Source organism: Flavipsychrobacter stenotrophus, from assembly GCF_002954265.1.
Classification (GTDB): domain Bacteria; phylum Bacteroidota; class Bacteroidia; order Chitinophagales; family Chitinophagaceae; genus Flavipsychrobacter; species Flavipsychrobacter stenotrophus.
This window is the reverse complement of record NZ_PPSL01000005.1, coordinates 391,325-408,012: the sequence shown is the minus strand read 5'-3', so window position 1 is coordinate 408,012 and position 16,688 is coordinate 391,325. Positions and strand designations below refer to the sequence as shown.

Sequence of the window (16,688 nt, the reverse complement as noted above, 5' to 3'; positions counted from 1 at the left end):
TCACCTCTTCCCATTCCGAACAGAGCAGTTAAGCCCCCCATGGCCGATGGTACTACACAACAATGTGGGAGAGTAGGTAGTTGCCATATTTATTTAGAATGCCCTGTCGAAAGACGGGGCATTCTTCGTTTATAGCCATTCCGGCAATGTACGTAGTTACCATACCTGCCTGCCGTTAGGTAGGTTTATTAAATAACCCTTAGCATTAACTTGCTAAGGGTTATTTGCTTTATACCCTTCTCCATCTTTTTTGCTCTCATCTTTTTATTTGATTAGCGATCCGCCGCTTTTTTCCTACTTCTGTATCCTACCCGTGCGTACTTTCTTTTCAATAGGAAAAAGAAAGTACCAAAGAAAGTCCCAGGCTAAAAAAACGCGCCCACGCACAAGCCCAAGCGAGCTGCCGTTTTTGGCCATAGCTAAGCTTCTGCTCATGTTGTGTTGTATTTTATTGTTTAGTAATATATGGTTTTGCATTACATGTAATGATGCCGAAGGTATCAGATGTCTATAGTAAAGTAGATGATTATAGGTGCACGATGCTGAAGGTATCGGATGTTTATATAAGCAACCTTCCGCATTTCATGTTATTGCGCCGTTAGGTGGCAAAAGGTTTGGAGCTATTATTCATCCGTGCTGGTACTCTTCAATGCCCAGTAGATGAGTACTGGTTGAAAGAATAATCTTATCATTCTTTTTCTGTCTGTATCGAGGCCGAAACCATTACGTTTGTGCGCAAATTGGGCAATGTTTCCCGGGAATACTGCGATGAAAAATGTTGCAGCAATTTTGCCTACTGTCGCTCTGTTTTTTTTGCTAGCTAATACTATTGCGCTACCTAGTGCTATTTCAGTTATTCCTGAGTATACAACAGTATCATCTACGGGTATCGGAACCCATTCGGGGACCTGGGCCTTAAATTCTTCCCGTGCAGTAGTTAGGTGGCTGATGCCTGCAAAGATTAACCCTGCGCCAAGTATTACTCTGGCAATATTCTTTTTGTTTTCGTTAGTCATGTGTGCTTGTTTGTATATTGTGTACAAAGTCCGTTCCATGGAAATTTGTATTTTCGGCAGAGTGAAGCTGGCATTCCATTTGCAGACTTTTACCTGGAAATGCGTTGCCAACGAATTTCTTGTTAATATCCCTTAATCTTTCTGATCAAGGGCGCTTTTCTTTTTTGCAATGAAAGATTACATTTAATGAAAATTTCAGGATCTATGCGCTTATTGCTACTATTACTATGTTTTTTGTTTACCACTGTTACTTATGCGCAAGAGGAGTGGATCGCTCCCGAGGGTAAAATTATTAACTATCGTACATTGACCTGGAATGACTTCCAGAACAAAGAGGATAAAGACCATGCTGAAAAGCTTGCTGAGCGGAATCTTGAAGCGCGTGCTTATGTATGCCCGAGTATTTATTTTAAAGCTGATAGTGGAGAGACGCAGGACAATGGTAGAGTCAAATTTAGCTTTCATGTTAAGTGCGCGTTCCAAAGCAGGGCATTTGTAAGGGAGTCTACCAAAGAGATGCATTCTGATTATGTACTCATCCACGAGCAGGACCATTATGATATTGCACTGACTTATGCCAATAAGCTACAGGCTGAACTTTCATCAAGAGATTATAGTGGTGATAAATACGGAGCGGAAATTGATAAGGTGTATGACGACCTGATGGCGAAATATCACAAGACACAAGAGACCTATGATGCCGAAGTAAATCCTAATGGGACGGATGATGTAGCCAAGCAGCATCTATGGGATATGAGGATCAACAAATGTCTTGAGAATAATACTGATGAATATTATGCAAGCCCTGAAACCAATGTGCAGAGCGTAAAAGCAATATGGCAGATAGTAAAACGAATACCCGGTGAGCCTAATCTACAGTTTGTTGTAAGAGCAAGGCCTTTGTACTGTGGGTTTCAGGATGAGATGAAAACGAAGATCTTTGAAACAAGCGAATGGACAAAGACACCGGCTGTAACAGCATTTTATACACAAAAATACTTTACAGATGAGGAAGGTGTGCAACCCAAGGAATGCGTTCGTACACTGGGCTATTTGTTTGTACCTACAGCAAAGGATACTTATAAACGTATATTGATTGATACATTTAGCACTGACGGTGTACAGGAAAAAATTGTAGGTGTGTTTTGGGCCAATGCAGACTCAGATAATGTGAAAGAGCTGATCGTAATGACTACAGTAACAAAGAAAGATAAACAGGCAACGGGTACATTGTATGTAAACAGGGTATACGATGATGTGGCTAAAGTTGTTCCTGCAAAAATGAAGAAACTTGATGAGGTGGCGACTAAAATAGAAGGAGGATTTGAAGGAGTGACAGCTGGCAAGCCCACCAAAGCAAAATATAGAAGTGAAAAAGAAATAGCTGAAGCATTGAGGAAACTGGGGTACCAATAGTGCTAACCAGGATAATTATCTCACTAATAACTCCTTAAAACCCACAGCAACCGGATGTTCGGCTGTAAAGGTAAATCCAAGTATTTGTGCGATCGTTTGTGCTAATTGCTTTTGATATAGTTGCGGTGTATTGCTCATTTCACCTGCTGGTGTCATATTTGGTCCCATTACGGCAAACCATATTTCATTGGAGTTAGGTATTTTGTTATTGTGGCTTGTCCATTGTTCGTTTAGGCCACGACCGTGGTCTACAGTCACCAACAATAGTGTTTTGTCTTTGTAATGAGGGTTTGTTTGTATATAATTCCAGATCTCGCTTATCCATTTATCCACTCTGTTTGCAGCATCAAGATAGTCTTTGTAGTGACCATGGTGAGCCCATTCATCGGTTTCTCCATAAGAGATATACAGGGCTTTTGGAGTTTGTTTTTTCAGATAGTCAAGTGCAGCATAATGGGTGAACACATCTAATTGTTCTTCATCACCAAACGGGCTATACTCATCGTGTTTCATTTTATTAATGAGCTGTTGCTCAACGTCGGTGTGGCTGCCGCCGCAACTGTCTTTGCCACAGATCACAGGAAAACCCGCTCTTTTTTCATTAAGGATCCTATCAAACGCATTCCATGCGCCAAAGGCAGCTACCCTGCCTTTAAAGGCTTTCTGTTTGTTCAAAAATTCCAAAAGATTGGTGTTGGGATTGGGCGGGTAAGCATTTGTATTTATGGCTGTGTCTACAAAGCCTGTAAATATTTCGCTATAGCCCGGATAGGAGAACCAGTAAGGGTTGGCATTATTGACATTTGACTGTAAATCACGGTTGCCATACAATTGTCCTTCTTCAGCCAATGTTGTCCACAAAAATGGCATCAGTTTTTTGCGACGTTCCTGTGGGGTGGGTACCCAATATTTTTTGAAGATGCCTGTACTATCCTGTTGATTGAAACGTGCGTCAGATGCAATTGCAGAGTCCATACCCTTGTACACTTCCTGCCAGCGGAAACCATCGGTGGTTACAATGATCACATTTTCAATTGTGTTAGTTTGTGCCTTTACCGTCCCGAGCATTCCACAGAACAAGACGAAGTATAAGAATAGCTTTTTCATACAGATACCGGATGAGGATTATTCAAAAGTATATTCTGAGGATTAAATGGAAGTTATTATTTGTGGTTTATGCAATGGGTTTAATTTAACTTGAAGTTGATTGGTTGTGTGTAGATGACACTTACAGGTTTGCCATTTTGTCGACCTGGCCTCCATTTGGGCATGGTTGATATTACTCTAACAGCTTCTGCGTCGATATCGGGGCTTACAGGTTGTACCACTGTAACGTCTGTGATGCTCCCATCATTATTTACAATAAATGAGATGGCAACCCGACCTTGTATACCTTTTTTATGAGCCTTTTCGGGGTAAGTGATGTTATTGCTGAGATACTGGATCATGTCGTATGGCGGAGAAGGCATTTGCTCTACAAACTGGTAAACCACGCCACTCTTCTTAGTCTCGCACGTCGTGTCTTCTCCCGTTATTGAGTAGTAACTATTTTTTATGGTTTTCTGATCAACACTGGTGGATACAGATCTTAATTTGCCATTTGGGTGGTATTTATATGTGATGATGGAATCTTTTTTCCCATCCTTATAGCTTGTTTCACTGGTTATTTTTCCTGCGCTGTCGTACCCGGTAGCATGCGCTATTGCACCATTTATATAACTTTCCGTTCTATCCAGGCTTTCGGCTGGCAGGCGATAGTATGACCATTGCCCGTCGTGCAGTCCATCTCTATAGTTTCCTTCTTTTATTTTTTGCCCGGTAGAGGCGAGGTAGGTGTGTTTTCCCTGGCGATTGTAAGAAATGTCTATGTCAACAGTGTCTGCAAACCCGCTAACAATAAGCTTTCCGTCGATCTTAAAGTCTTCTACCTTGTACAAATCATTTGCCTTAGTAAAGACACGATAGTACATAGCGTGCTGTTTGTCGCTGATCAGCCATTTGCTGTCGAAATACTGCGTGGTGTCGTTTTGTGCAAAGCAAAATGAGGGTATCAACAGGCAAAGGAAGAGGAGTATTCTTTGGAGCATTATAGTGCGTTTGGTAGATTGTATATTTTGACAAAATTAATCATTCTTACTAACGTGCCACAAAAGATAAAGCACCCCATATGAAGTGCTTTATCTTTATTTTGCCAGTTGCGGGCAACTATTTTTTCTTACTGAAAAAGTCTTTTAGTTCACGGCTCATTTGTTCACCACGTTTCTTCAGATCTTCCAATTCTTCACCAACATTCTGGGTGATATCGTGAAAGGACATTGGTGTACCGTAGTTAAGTTCTTCAAGCGAGCGTGCCTGTGGAATGATGGCCCATGCTATAATATACGCCAGGAAACCAACGCCAAACATCAGGAACAATACGGCCATGATAAGCCTGATGATCACTGTGTCGACATCGAAATAATGGGCCAGGCCGCTACATACACCACCTATCATTTTATTGTAAGGATCGCGGAAGAGGCGGTCTTTGCGAGGCACATAATAATTTTGCCTGCTGTAGGTGCTTTGGCCGGAATAGCCTGCCGACTGCCTGCCGGAAGAATATGATTGTGTATGGCCATCGTTAATGTCTGTTGGGGCACCAAGCTTTGCTATGACCATCTGTACGTCTGATCTGTCGATAGCCGCGGAGCCACTCTGCTGCCTGATCATAAATAATTCGGCAATGCGGTTTTCAATGTCTTCAATTATTTCTTTACCATCTGCACCTACGAACTGGCGTTCGAGGGCACTGAGGTAGTCTTTAAGCATATTGTATGCGTCATCTTCAATAGGTATGACGCGACCTGCAATGTTGATCTGGATAATGCGTTGCATAAGTGTGTGTGTTTTATATGGTGTCTGTTAAATCGTTTACTGCTTTACTTAATTCATCCCACGTGGTACGGAGTTGTTTATAAAATTCCAGACCTTCATCGGTAAGAGCATAATACTTGCGTGGCGGCCCTGATGTTGATTCTTCCCACCTGTAGGTGAGCATGCCCGCATTCTTTAAGCGGGTGAGTAGTGGGTATAAAGTTCCCTCCAGCACTACCAGTTTTGCTTCTTTCAATTGCTCCAGAATATCGCTGGGATATGCTTCCTTGTGCTTCTTAATGATGCCAAAGATGCATAGCTCCAACAAGCCCTTGCGCATTTGTGATTCTGTGTTTTCAATAGCCATTCCTCTTCGATTTCAAAACAAAGGTAGGTAAAGGATAGTATTATGCAATGCATAGTACTGTTAAAATTTAGTGGCTGAATTGCGAAATGGCTGAATGGCTCAATTAAGTGTGAAAATGGGGAGAATGTGAATGTGTGAAAATGGGGGTAAAACATAAGGCACACCTCCAAGGTGTGCCTTATGTGGACTGAATTGCTATTAAGAAGATATTACTTTACGAGGGTAACATCACCTTTGAATTCGAGTATTTTATTGTGGCGGTTGCCGCAAAGCAGGCGTATGTAATAGAAGTATGAACCTATATCGCATGGCTCACCTTTGAGTGTGCCGTCCCAGCCGCGCTCATCATATTCTGTAGTAAATACACGTTCGCCATAGCGGTTGTAAATGGAGAATTCAATGATGCGGATATCGCCTTTATAAACCATTCGGTAGACATCATTTTTGCCATCGCCATTAGGAGAAAACGCATTGGGGAGATAGGGAGTACAACAGTCGTCATAGAGTATAGTTGCAGTAGCTGAATCTTCACAGTTGTTATGGTCTTTTACCTTCACAGTATAGACTCCGTTAGGTAGCCCGGTTACGTATGAATTAGTATTAGAGTCTACACTCCACAAGAAAGTAAACGGCCCTGTACCACCTTGAATAGCGGCAACGATACCACCGCGATCATCTGCGCCTACACAGTCATTGGGGGTGATGTTGGTCAATACCTTAAATGTGTCGGGCTGGCCGATAACTATCAGAGAGTCCTTTGTGCAGTTTCGGCTATCAGTAATAGTGATGGTATGATTGCCCGCGAAAAGCGAGGTGAAAATATTGGGTGGTGTAGTGGGCGCATTGCCGCTAAGGGAATAGGTAAGCGGTGGATTACCGCCGCTTGCGTATACTATTAATCCGCCATCATTCTTGCCTGTACATGTAGCGGCAGTAGCTGTGAAACTATCAATGAAAATATGAGGGAAGCCGATAAGCGTAATAGTAGTATCGGCAGTGCAGTTGTTGGTATCGGTAATGAAGATAGTGTATGTACCTTCTGTTAATCCTGTAAATGAAGAACTATTGGTAAACACTAAATTGTCTTTAGAATAGCGATATGGTGCAGTACCACCGCCAACGCCAATAATTATAACACCATCGGTATACCCTTCGCAGGTAGGATTAGTTACAACAGCACCGGAAATAGCCAGGTTGACCGGCTGCGTGATGGTGGCAGAAGAATCAGTAATGCAGCCGTGAGTGTCTTTTACGTGTATCACCTGAGCTCCGGATGTTAGGCCTGTGAGGGTGTTACTTACCTGGTAAGTACCTGCATTGGCTGCATATTGATATGCCGGAGTGCCACCTGTTGCTGCAACAGTGATCATGCCATTAGCGCCACCATTGCACGACACATTGGAGATAACAATGCCGGTGATCACTAGCGGGGTAGGTTGACCGATCGTAAACACGGTATCATGAATACAACCATTGGCATCTTTGACCCTGATGGTATCTACACCCGCTGTGCGACCGATATAGGTAGTGATGCCAACAAATGCATTATTGTTGAGGGAAAATGTATAAGCGGGTGTTCCGCCAGACGCACTTACATTTATAACCCCATCGCTATAGCCAAAACATGAAGGTGGTGTAATGGTTACGGACGGGTATACGATACTTGGCTGGGTAAGTGAAACGGTAGTATCGCCGATGCATCCGTTCACGTCACGGATATGGAAGATGTACGATCCTGCTGTGATAGATGACAATACATTAGTTGCACCATAGCTGCCTGTGCCAAAAGCATAGGTATATGGAGATATACCGGATCCTCCATTTACCGTAATAGCGCCATTGGCATCGCCATTACAAAGCGGAGGCGTGAACAGGAATGTACCTGTGATATGTGTAGTGTTGGTTACTGTTACTGATGTGTCTTTAATACAACCGTTGGCATCTTTAATGTGAAATACATAAGTACCTGCTGCCAGTGCTGCGAATACAGGCGATGAGGAATAAGTACCGGCACCGACTGCATAAGTGTAGGCCGGTGTGCCGCCAGATACGGAAAGTGTAACCTGACCGTTGGATAGGTTTTGACAGAGTGATTGTACCACAGTTGCGCCCGGCGTCATTCCCGGAGGATTGGCCAGGGTAACGATAGTATCTTTTATACAGCCGTTATCGTCTTTTATATGCAGCGTATAAGTGCCGGCTGTTAACCCTGTAAAAGTATTTGACGCGCCATAGGTACTTGTATTGATAGCATAAGTATATCCAGGTGTACCGCCTGAGGCATAGATAGTGGCAATGCCGTTATTGCCACCATTACAAAGCGGTATCTGCATAATAACAGAGTCGGCAGAGACAGCAGTGGGTTGTATAATTGTGTCGGTAGAAGAATAAACACAGTTATTGGCGTCTTTTACATTTACTGTATGCGGCCCTGCTGTCAGTCCACCAATTGTAGAGGAAGTGCCATATGTTCCTGCATCAACCGCGTAAGTATAGGATGGAGTGCCGCCGCTGGCAGTTACAGTAATGATGCCGGTATTGCCGCCATAACAACCAACACCGACAGTACCTGTGGTAATAACAACAGGTGATGGTTGTACAAGTGAAATTATGGTATCGAAGAAGCACGTTTGCGGATCTGTAACATGTAGCGTATAGCTACCGGCACCGAGTGTAAATGAATTGAACGGGCCAAAACCACCTGCATTATAAGCATAAGAATAAGGTGTGCCGAATCCACCAATGCCTGTAATAGTAACCGATGTAGTTCCTCCGTTACATAATATAGGTGGCACACTTACCGAGGCATGCAGGTATTGAGAATCGACGAAAGTAATAGTTGTATCATCAATACATCCATTTCCGTTCATTACGTGGAACGTGTAAGTGCCGGCAGTAAGATTGGTGAACGTATCATTGGTACTATAAGGGCCTGCGCCAATAGCGTAGGTATAAGGCCCTACACTGTTATATGCATTTACAATTACCCTGCCATTTGCATAACCATTGCAAGTGGAGCGGCGGATATTCAACGTCTCTAATATAGGGGCAGGAGAAGGGAGTAATACTGAAGTGTCTTTGATACAGCCATTAACGTCCTTAATATGGACCGTGTAAATAGCACTGCCTAACCCAGTAAAAGTACCAGTAGTGCCATAACTGCCGGTGCCAAGCGCATATTGATATGGACTGACGCCAAGTATACCTGTTACTGAGATAAAGCCATTAAGTGCACCGGGGCACAACGGTGGATTGATAACAAATGTGCCTGAAGGTAAGGGCGGTGATGCAAACGTTACAGTGGTGTCTTTATAGCAAGAAACGCTGTTGTAGGTGCGGATAGTATAAGTACCTGGAAGGAGACTGTCCGTAATGGTGCCTGTAACGCCCGTGAAATTATGTACTGTAGTTGCTCCCTGTAGTATGCTGATAATATATGGAGATGATGTGGTGCCCGGCGTTACCGTAAATACGGCCTTGCGAGTGCAAGTGGCAGCAGAAATGAGCGTGACTGTTTCGGTAGGGGCAGGGAGAATATTGATCGTATAGGCTATGGACTGTCGGCTGGATAAAGGGCAGCCTCTATCCTGGTAAGTGATATAAAACGTATAGGTGCCCGGTGTTGCTGTGCTGGCGTTCCACTGGAATGTACCTAACGGTGCTATGGTGCTGTTGTTGATGACAGAAAAAGTGGCTCCTGCCGGCAAGCCGCTACTGGTCATAGTTATGGTGTCCAGATCTGCATCGGTAGGGTTGACATGGAAAGTGAACAGCCCTGCATTGTTGCAGATATTTAGTTGAGTAGCACCAACAATTGTGCCTCCGCTTGCCGCACTCATACTGCCTGTAGGTGGATTGTTGGAACAAGGGCTGAGTACCACTATGGTCATCTCTCTTTGACTGGTACCTTTAAGCACGCCGCCTACCAGTTCACGTACATTATATACTACATCGGCACGCTGCGCAATGTTGGGTGTAAATGATAATTGTCCGTTGCTGCTACTGAATGAAAAAGTACCTGCGCTAACACCCAGCGGAGCTGCTGCATTATAAGGCCACACGTAGTTTACGCTTACACCAGTGCCGGCATCAATAGCCGGAACAAGATCGAAAGAAAGTACGTCGCCATTCGGATCTACTGCTGCAGGATTATAATTGGCAGGTGTATTGACACAGAAGTACGGAGTAGGGATGGTATTATATTGAGCACTGGAATTACCTCCGATGGTATTATTCAGCGTGTCTATCAGTTGTATGGTAGAACCACCGCCAGGTATGTTGACATTAGTAATACTATTACTTCTGCCTGCTGAGGAAGTGCCACCCATATTGCCATTGAACAGGAAGCGCCAGACCGTAGAGGTTGATGGTAGGGTAACATTACCGGAGTAGATAAACTTTTTTATGCCGGGTAGGGTGCTGGTAATGTTGGTACATGTGGTATTGCCTGCCTGCGCCGGACATACCGGTGAAACTTCGATACCATTGCTGGGAGGCTGTACCGTTAACGAAAGATTATTGAGAAAGGTATTGCCATTGTAAATTTCAATTGTGGGAGACGAGGTGGATAGGTTGAAAAATGAACCTCCTGAGCAGTCTCCGTAGACAGCAAGTGTAATGGTATAAACATTACCACCTATATTGGTATAGTAAAGATCCATACCGAAAATATGCGATGCATATGATGATACAGATGATAGGAAAAGAACAGACAGCAAGCCGACCACTCTTATATATGAGCGTAAAAAAGATGACATTTCAGATGATAACTATGAAAAGCAAATATAGTTTTTTTTAGTGATTAATGGGAGCCGGAGGGAAGTGGTGGTGGGAAAAACAAGCGCCTACAATTAATGCATAGTTTTTATTAAAAAAACAGGCAACTACTTTCGTAATTGCCTGTTGTATAAATGGTAAATGATGTTGTCTTATTTGTTCATTATCGCCAAGAATTCTTCGTTGCTGCGGGTGCCCTTCATTTGTTTGAGGAGGAAGTTCATTGCCTCGTCAACATTCATGTCGGAGATATGATTGCGGAGCAGCCACATCTTGTTCTGCACGTCCTTGTCCATCAACAGATCATCTCTACGTGTAGAAGATGAAGTAATGTCGATAGCCGGGAAGATACGTTTGTTAGATAGTTTACGATCCAACTGCAACTCCATGTTACCGGTACCCTTGAATTCTTCAAAGATCACTTCATCCATCTTAGAGCCTGTTTCAATAAGGGCCGTTGCCAGGATGGTGAGTGAACCACCATTCTCTATTTTACGTGCCGCACCAAAGAATTGTTTTGGCTTTTGCATAGCGTTTGCTTCCACACCTCCACTTAATACCTTACCGCTTGATGGCGCTACAGTGTTGTGTGCACGAGCCAGTCGGGTAATAGAGTCGAGCAGGATAACCACATCGTGGCCTACTTCTACCAGTCGCTTAGCTTTCTGCAAAGCAATTGTAGACACCTTTACGTGCTTATCAGCAGGTTCATCGAATGTCGATGCGATAACCTCTGCACGTACGCTACGCTGCATATCTGTAACTTCCTCAGGACGCTCATCTACCAGTACTATCATCAGGTAAACTTCCGGGTGGTTGGCTGCAATAGCATTGGCCACTTCCTTCAGCAACATGGTCTTACCTGTTTTTGGCTGTGCTACTATCAGTCCCCGCTGGCCCTTACCTATAGGGGTAAAGAGGTCCATGATACGTGTGCTATAGTTGCTTGCTGTTGTTGTTAAGTTCAGCTTTTCGTAAGGGAACAATGGAGTCAGGTAATCGAAAGGAACGCGATCGCGGATCTCGTCGGGTAACTTACCATTTATGGTTTCTACCTTAAGAAGAGCGAAATATTTTTCACCTTCTTTTGGTGGTCTTACTGTTCCTTTAACTGTGTCACCGGTCTTCAAACCAAACAACTTGATCTGAGATGGAGATACATAAATATCATCGGGTGAGCTGAGGTAGTTGTAATCACTGCTGCGTAGGAAACCATAGCCATCAGGCATCATTTCCAATACACCTTCACTGGCTACGATACCATCGAAATCGAGATTGAAATTTGTCTGCCTTTCTTCACGACGAGGGCGGTTGAACTGCTGGTTCTGCGGTTGAACAGGCTTTTCAATTTCAGCTGCCTGAACATCAGATGTATCGGCGGTAGGCATTGTAATACCTGTGCTTTCTACTACCGGCTCATTGCTTTCTGCTGCAGGTAGTGGCTGAGCAGGAGCGGGAGTTGGTGCAGATGTAGCTGCAGTTGCTTCTGTTCTTGGTTGAGCAGGAGCAGGCTGGTTGAACTGCCTTGGCTGATTAGGATTGTTGGGGTTATTGCTGTTTTGTCTGAATTCTCTTCTTGGCTCGTGCTGGCGAGGTTCGCGGCGCTGCATTGGCTGACCCTGACCTTGTGCTGCCTGTATAGGTTGTGCGGGTGCAGGTGAGGGAGTTGGTGCAACTGCGGGCTGAGCGGCAGGAGTATGAGTTTCTTGAGTGAGTACCGGAGTAGCAGGTGTTTCTTCGTTCTGCTCTTTTGGTTTACGTCCTCTTTTTTTCTTTTCTGTTGACAGATCTGCGGATGTGTCTGCAACAACTTCTTCCTTAATTTCCGGAGCAGGAGCAGCTATAGGAGCGGCTTTCTGAACAGGAGCAGCCGTTTTGGCTACAGGCGCTGTCTTAGCTTTTGGTGCTCTTTTTTTCTTTGCCTGGTCTTCACCTGACTTATCATTAAGGGCCTGCTGATCGAGTATTTTATAGATGAGAGCTGGTTTGTCGTAACCGCGGGCATTATCAATTTTAAGATTGTCGGCTACGTCTAACAGCTCGGGTATGAGCATATCATTTAATTGCAAGATGTCGTAAGGCATGCCTTGATTTTTTCTGATTGAGATATATTAACTAATAACAATAATGACACAAATAGATTGTCTTATCAATGAAGTTTTTCTGGAGCAGTTATCAAAAGGGAAATTTCTCTAACCGGACAAAAGGATGGAACAAATTGCTGTTTCCGTTTTGCAAGTTTACGACTGTTTTTTATAAAAACGAAAAAATATTTATTTTATGTTATGCACATTTAAGAAAGATTTGGCCATCCTTTGTATGGTTTCTTCTATAGATGTGTAAGTAAATGAAGGGAGCGCGGAGAGCAGCTTTTTATTGTTGTAAAGAGAGGTAGAGTGCGCATTGGATGCGGTTTCTTTAGTAATAAGCGGACGTTTGCCAAACATGCTTTGCAACTTACCCCAGCGCCATATTAAACTGGTAATAAATGAATTAGCATGAATATGCGGTGGCTTTTTGCCAAGTGCCCCGGCCATGAGTGTAAATATCTTGTAGTAAGAATAATTGCCTGCGCTAATTATGTACCGTTCAGCTTCATGTTCAGAGCGCATGAGTTCGCATAACAGTGTTGCCACGTCCTGCACATCCACCCAGCCATTTACTCCTTTTGTATAGAAAGGGAATTCGCTGAAAGCTACCTTCATCAATTCGGCAGATCCTTCGTTAAAATCACCTTCACCCAGAATAATACCAGGGTTGACTATTACTGCATTAAGTCCCTCGCCTATGCCCCGCCATACTTCTGTTTCGGCCATGTACTTACTGATGCCGTATGCAGAATTGTAGCCACTCTCACCCCATTCTTCATCCTCGGTTATTTCTTTCTGAATGGCGCCCGACCGGCCCAAAGCCGCTACCGAACTTACATACACCATTTTAGTTATGCCCTGTTCAATAGCCTGATTGACGATGTTAGCAGTACTCTCGGGATTGAAATGCAGCATTTGTTGATGGCCGGATGGCTGAAAAGAAACAATAGCCGCGCAATGATATATGTGCGTAACACCCTGCATTACTTCTTCTACATCAAATACATCGAGTAGATCGGCTTTTTGCCATTGTATATTGGGCAGTGCTTTGTCAGTTTCAGAGGGGGGATTATTATGATAAAGCGCACGTACGGGCTCACCCTGCGCTGATAATCTGCGCACTAAGTGTTTTCCAAGAAAACCGCTTGCCCCGGTGACTAGTATCATAATAAGATGCCAAAAGTAACTAAAACCGTGGGTTAAGAAAGATTGTATTTGTATTTACGGGTATAGATATGATATATGATCGGGTAAACCTGGTGACAGTAAACGCATGTTTTTAAATTGTAGCCTCTCTTTTGCCTAATTGACCTATGAATACTTAGCTTTGTTTTATAATAAGGGTTATGAGGAGATCATTATATGCATTGGGGTTAGTACTCCTCTTTATGTTTCCGCACTTGTCTTTTGCACAAACTGCAGAAGAATTGAATGACCGCATAACCGGGTCTACAGACACATTGTATCTCCTGGCAGTGATGTGGAAACATGAATTTCAGGACCAATCGGATGGAGACAAGCGGTACAAGTCACTGGTGCCATTCCGTAAGTATCTTGAAGAATATGCAGACAAGCAGGCAAAATCATACAAGAAGCCAAGCGGAGTGGAAGGAGGCGATAGTTTATGTGCAGCAGCCTCAGCTTTGTTTGAATTTGAAAAGATCTATGTAAAAAAAGGATTTGTTCCTTTTGAGAGTTTAAGCTCCGGGTCGAGTGAGGCAGAGGTAAGTGCCTGCAAAGACAGGTTGACACAGGAGGGTATTCCTGAGCGGGAACTGTTAACCAGATTGAACAGGGAAAGAAGGGCATTTGCAGCAAAGAACGGAATTGATATAGCACCGCCACCGATGGCTCCAAAGCCCGCCTATCAGCGCCCCACGCAACTATATAAGAAAAAAGCAGACTCGGACCAGGAAACGCAGCCAGCACCCGCCGCCAGAGAGCCAGAGCCAGCTCCCAAACCACAAGCCAGAACTCCGGTAGTACAAAAGCCGGCACCGGCTGAAAGGCCTACATCGAGCGGTAATCCTAATGCTAAAAAAGCTCCGCCAACGGAGGAAGATGGCAAGACACCGAAAGATAAAGACAAAGAGGAAGGTGAGGAAGATGATAAGGATTAGCGGTATACTAATGCTATTGTGGTGGAAGATTTGACAACCTTTTGAAAAGTTGTCAAATCTGAGGGAAATCGGTCTTAGTTCATCCATTTAACCTTATCTGCCGGAGTGCTATTGCGGACGCCGGGTTTTGTCGGTTCGTCGGTATAGCCGAGGAAGATAAGTCCCAGCACTACGTCTTCACTACCCAGGCCAAGATGTTCTTTCATGGCGGGCTTCAAAGTCATACCACCGGTGCTCCAGAACGACGCAATGCCTTGTGCCGAAGCACCTAAAAGGATATTCTGTATAGCGGCCGATGCTGCGGCAACTTCTTCTATATGCGGTATCTTTTCATTAGTGCCTCTCTTCATTACAGATACTACCATGTGAGACACTTTTTTAATATTGTTCTCCAACTTCTCTTTAATAGACTGCATGCGGGTTTCTTCTGGTGTATTATTCCAGTAAAGATTACCGTGATCCAGCCCGAATTGTAATAAAGCCTCGCCTGTATACACAAAGAACTGCCATGGTTCTGTGCGGCCATGGGTAGGTGCCCAATGAGCTAATTCCAATAATTCCATCACCGTTTCATCAGCAATTTTCTGTCCGTTCATCTTGGCGCCACCAACGGAACGCCTGTTCCTTATTACATCTGCAACTGCTGCAAATTTGTTGTTTGTCATGGAGCAAAGGTAATGGCTCAATGGCTTAATTGCTCAATGACTCAATGGGTAATATGATAGAATGTGGAAGGAATGTTATGGAATGAGCTAATTTGGCAATTCGATAATTTGGCAATTCGACAATTGATATGGGATAAGATATGCAAGGTTGTTAATTTGAAAAATAGGAAAGATGGTAATTGCTTACCTTCAATGTGCGAAAGAAAGCCGCATACTATTTTTACCATGACCAAGTTATTTTCTCCGCTCGTAATAAGAAGTATCACATTAAAGAACCGTATTGTGGTGTCACCTATGTGCCAGTATTCTGCTGTAGATGGCTTTACTAACGACTGGCACCTGGTGCACCTGGGTAGCCGGGCTGTAGGTGGCGCAGGGTTGGTGTTTACGGAAGCAACTGCTGTGACACATGAGGGACGAATATCTCCGCAGGATCTGGGTCTTTGGAAAGATGAACATATAGATGGGTTTAAACGCATCACTCAGTTCATAGAGCAACAAGGCGCTGTGCCGGGCATACAACTGGCACATGCAGGCAGAAAATCGAGTATGACATCGCCATGGATGGGGAATAAACTGATCGCGGAAGCAGATGGCGGCTGGCAGACGGTGGCGCCAAGTGCTGTTCCTTTTGCTGATGACTATTCTCATCCGGTGGCGTTAACCATCGAAGGCATACAGCGAATAGTAACTGCGTTTAAAGATGCAGCTAAGCGGGCACTGAAAGCGGGATTTAAAGTAATAGAGATACATGGTGCACATGGTTATCTTGTCAATGAGTTTATGTCGCCATTGTCTAATGATCGTACTGATGAATATGGTGGTTCTTTTGAAAACAGGTGCAGATTTTTAATGGAAGTAATAGATGCAGTTAAGTCGGAATGGCCGGATACATTGCCGTTATTTCTCCGCATATCAGCAAGCGACTGGGTTGATGGCGGGTGGACTGTTGACGACTCTGTGAAGCTGGCGCTGATCTTAAAAGAACAAGGTGTTGATGTAATGGATTGTTCATCGGGTGGGGTAGTGTCTTATGCTAAAATAGCCGCTAAGCCCAACTACCAGGTGCCTTTTGCAGAGGCAGTGCGCAAAGCAGGTATAATGACAGGTGCCGTGGGTATTATTACCACTCCGGAACAGGCCGAGGAAATCTTACAAAATGAACAGGCCGACCTTATTTTTATGGCGCGTGAACTATTGCGCGATCCTTACTTCCCACTTCGTGCAGCACGTGAGTTGGAGTATGAGGATATGCCATGGCCACCGCAGTATGAAAGAGCGAAGAGGAAGAAGTAATTTGACAATTTGACAATGGTTGATATAATCCTCGTTTTGACATAGATCAAAATTTAATTGCCGGCGAAACACATACCCTTTTTCTATTG

General features: G+C 44.0%; 13 protein-coding genes and 1 rRNA gene. 4 read left to right on the top strand and 10 right to left on the bottom strand.

Going from position 1 to position 16,688, the window contains the following annotated elements; all coding sequences use genetic code 11:
- Positions 1-89 (top strand): 5S ribosomal RNA (gene rrf, locus CJD36_RS18430); the annotation flags it as partial.
- 205 nt (positions 90-294) lie between these two features.
- Here the strand turns inward: rrf and CJD36_RS23315 are convergent.
- Positions 295-435 (bottom strand): hypothetical protein, encoded by a 141-nt coding sequence (locus CJD36_RS23315; RefSeq protein ID WP_161499374.1) that lies wholly within the window; start codon positions 433-435, stop codon positions 295-297.
- 188 nt (positions 436-623) lie between these two features.
- Positions 624-1,016 (bottom strand): DoxX family protein, encoded by a 393-nt coding sequence (locus CJD36_RS18420; RefSeq protein ID WP_105040667.1) that lies wholly within the window; start codon positions 1,014-1,016, stop codon positions 624-626.
- Between the two features lie 204 nt (positions 1,017-1,220).
- Here CJD36_RS18420 and CJD36_RS18415 point away from each other — a divergent pair, with 204 nt between their 5' ends.
- Complete coding sequence (locus CJD36_RS18415) at positions 1,221-2,432, top strand: DUF922 domain-containing protein (protein WP_161499373.1); 1,212 nt, start codon at positions 1,221-1,223, stop codon at positions 2,430-2,432.
- A gap of 15 nt (positions 2,433-2,447) precedes the next feature.
- Here CJD36_RS18415 and CJD36_RS18410 read toward each other — a convergent pair whose 3' ends face one another.
- From CJD36_RS18410 to CJD36_RS18380, 7 genes are all read right to left on the bottom strand, one after another.
- The gene (locus tag CJD36_RS18410; RefSeq protein WP_105040665.1) at positions 2,448-3,539 is read right to left on the bottom strand and encodes an alkaline phosphatase family protein; all 1,092 of its coding nucleotides are present in this window, start codon (positions 3,537-3,539) and stop codon (positions 2,448-2,450) included.
- Positions 3,540-3,619: 80 nt separating this feature from the next.
- Positions 3,620-4,519, bottom strand: coding sequence for an energy transducer TonB (locus CJD36_RS23505; RefSeq protein WP_205685639.1), 900 nt, complete (start codon positions 4,517-4,519; stop codon positions 3,620-3,622).
- Between the two features lie 118 nt (positions 4,520-4,637).
- Positions 4,638-5,306, bottom strand: a complete 669-nt coding sequence (locus CJD36_RS18400; protein ID WP_105040664.1) for a PspC domain-containing protein — start codon at positions 5,304-5,306, stop codon at positions 4,638-4,640.
- 13 nt (positions 5,307-5,319) lie between these two features.
- Positions 5,320-5,652 (bottom strand): PadR family transcriptional regulator, encoded by a 333-nt coding sequence (locus CJD36_RS18395; RefSeq protein ID WP_105040663.1) that lies wholly within the window; start codon positions 5,650-5,652, stop codon positions 5,320-5,322.
- Positions 5,653-5,861: 209 nt separating this feature from the next.
- Positions 5,862-10,409 (bottom strand): T9SS type B sorting domain-containing protein, encoded by a 4,548-nt coding sequence (locus tag CJD36_RS18390; RefSeq protein WP_105040662.1) that lies wholly within the window; start codon positions 10,407-10,409, stop codon positions 5,862-5,864.
- Between the two features lie 171 nt (positions 10,410-10,580).
- On the bottom strand, positions 10,581-12,512 hold the full coding sequence (gene rho, locus CJD36_RS18385) for a transcription termination factor Rho (protein ID WP_105040661.1): 1,932 nt from the start codon (positions 12,510-12,512) through the stop codon (positions 10,581-10,583).
- Positions 12,513-12,701: 189 nt separating this feature from the next.
- Positions 12,702-13,685, bottom strand: a complete 984-nt coding sequence (locus CJD36_RS18380; RefSeq protein ID WP_105040660.1) for an NAD-dependent epimerase/dehydratase family protein — start codon at positions 13,683-13,685, stop codon at positions 12,702-12,704.
- Positions 13,686-13,864: 179 nt separating this feature from the next.
- On the opposite strand from CJD36_RS18380, the gene CJD36_RS18375 reads away from it, so the two are divergent.
- The gene (locus tag CJD36_RS18375) at positions 13,865-14,638 is read left to right on the top strand and encodes a hypothetical protein (RefSeq protein WP_105040659.1); all 774 of its coding nucleotides are present in this window, start codon (positions 13,865-13,867) and stop codon (positions 14,636-14,638) included.
- A 74-nt stretch (positions 14,639-14,712) separates the two neighbouring features.
- Here CJD36_RS18375 and CJD36_RS18370 read toward each other — a convergent pair whose 3' ends face one another.
- Complete coding sequence (locus CJD36_RS18370) at positions 14,713-15,303, bottom strand: nitroreductase family protein (protein WP_105040658.1); 591 nt, start codon at positions 15,301-15,303, stop codon at positions 14,713-14,715.
- A gap of 225 nt (positions 15,304-15,528) precedes the next feature.
- Here CJD36_RS18370 and namA point away from each other — a divergent pair, with 225 nt between their 5' ends.
- A complete protein-coding gene (gene namA, locus CJD36_RS18365) occupies positions 15,529-16,599 on the top strand; it encodes an NADPH dehydrogenase NamA (protein ID WP_105040680.1) in 1,071 nt (356 codons plus the stop codon).
- Positions 16,600-16,688: the final 89 nt, after the last annotated feature.

Bases quoted from the DNA above. Each gene is read 5' to 3' on its own strand.
- CJD36_RS23315 (WP_161499374.1), bottom strand. From the start codon at position 435: ATGAGCAGAAGCTTAGCTATGGCCAAAAACGGCAGCTCGCTTGGGCTT.
- CJD36_RS18420 (WP_105040667.1), bottom strand. From the start codon at position 1,016: ATGACTAACGAAAACAAAAAGAATATTGCCAGAGTAATACTTGGCGCA.
- CJD36_RS18415 (WP_161499373.1), top strand. From the start codon at position 1,221: ATGCGCTTATTGCTACTATTACTATGTTTTTTGTTTACCACTGTTACT.
- CJD36_RS18410 (WP_105040665.1), bottom strand. From the start codon at position 3,539: ATGAAAAAGCTATTCTTATACTTCGTCTTGTTCTGTGGAATGCTCGGG.
- CJD36_RS23505 (WP_205685639.1), bottom strand. From the start codon at position 4,519: ATGCTCCAAAGAATACTCCTCTTCCTTTGCCTGTTGATACCCTCATTT.
- CJD36_RS18400 (WP_105040664.1), bottom strand. From the start codon at position 5,306: ATGCAACGCATTATCCAGATCAACATTGCAGGTCGCGTCATACCTATT.
- CJD36_RS18395 (WP_105040663.1), bottom strand. From the start codon at position 5,652: ATGGCTATTGAAAACACAGAATCACAAATGCGCAAGGGCTTGTTGGAG.
- CJD36_RS18390 (WP_105040662.1), bottom strand. From the start codon at position 10,409: ATGTCATCTTTTTTACGCTCATATATAAGAGTGGTCGGCTTGCTGTCT.
- rho (WP_105040661.1), bottom strand. From the start codon at position 12,512: ATGCCTTACGACATCTTGCAATTAAATGATATGCTCATACCCGAGCTG.
- CJD36_RS18380 (WP_105040660.1), bottom strand. From the start codon at position 13,685: ATGATACTAGTCACCGGGGCAAGCGGTTTTCTTGGAAAACACTTAGTG.
- CJD36_RS18375 (WP_105040659.1), top strand. From the start codon at position 13,865: ATGAGGAGATCATTATATGCATTGGGGTTAGTACTCCTCTTTATGTTT.
- CJD36_RS18370 (WP_105040658.1), bottom strand. From the start codon at position 15,303: ATGACAAACAACAAATTTGCAGCAGTTGCAGATGTAATAAGGAACAGG.
- namA (WP_105040680.1), top strand. From the start codon at position 15,529: ATGACCAAGTTATTTTCTCCGCTCGTAATAAGAAGTATCACATTAAAG.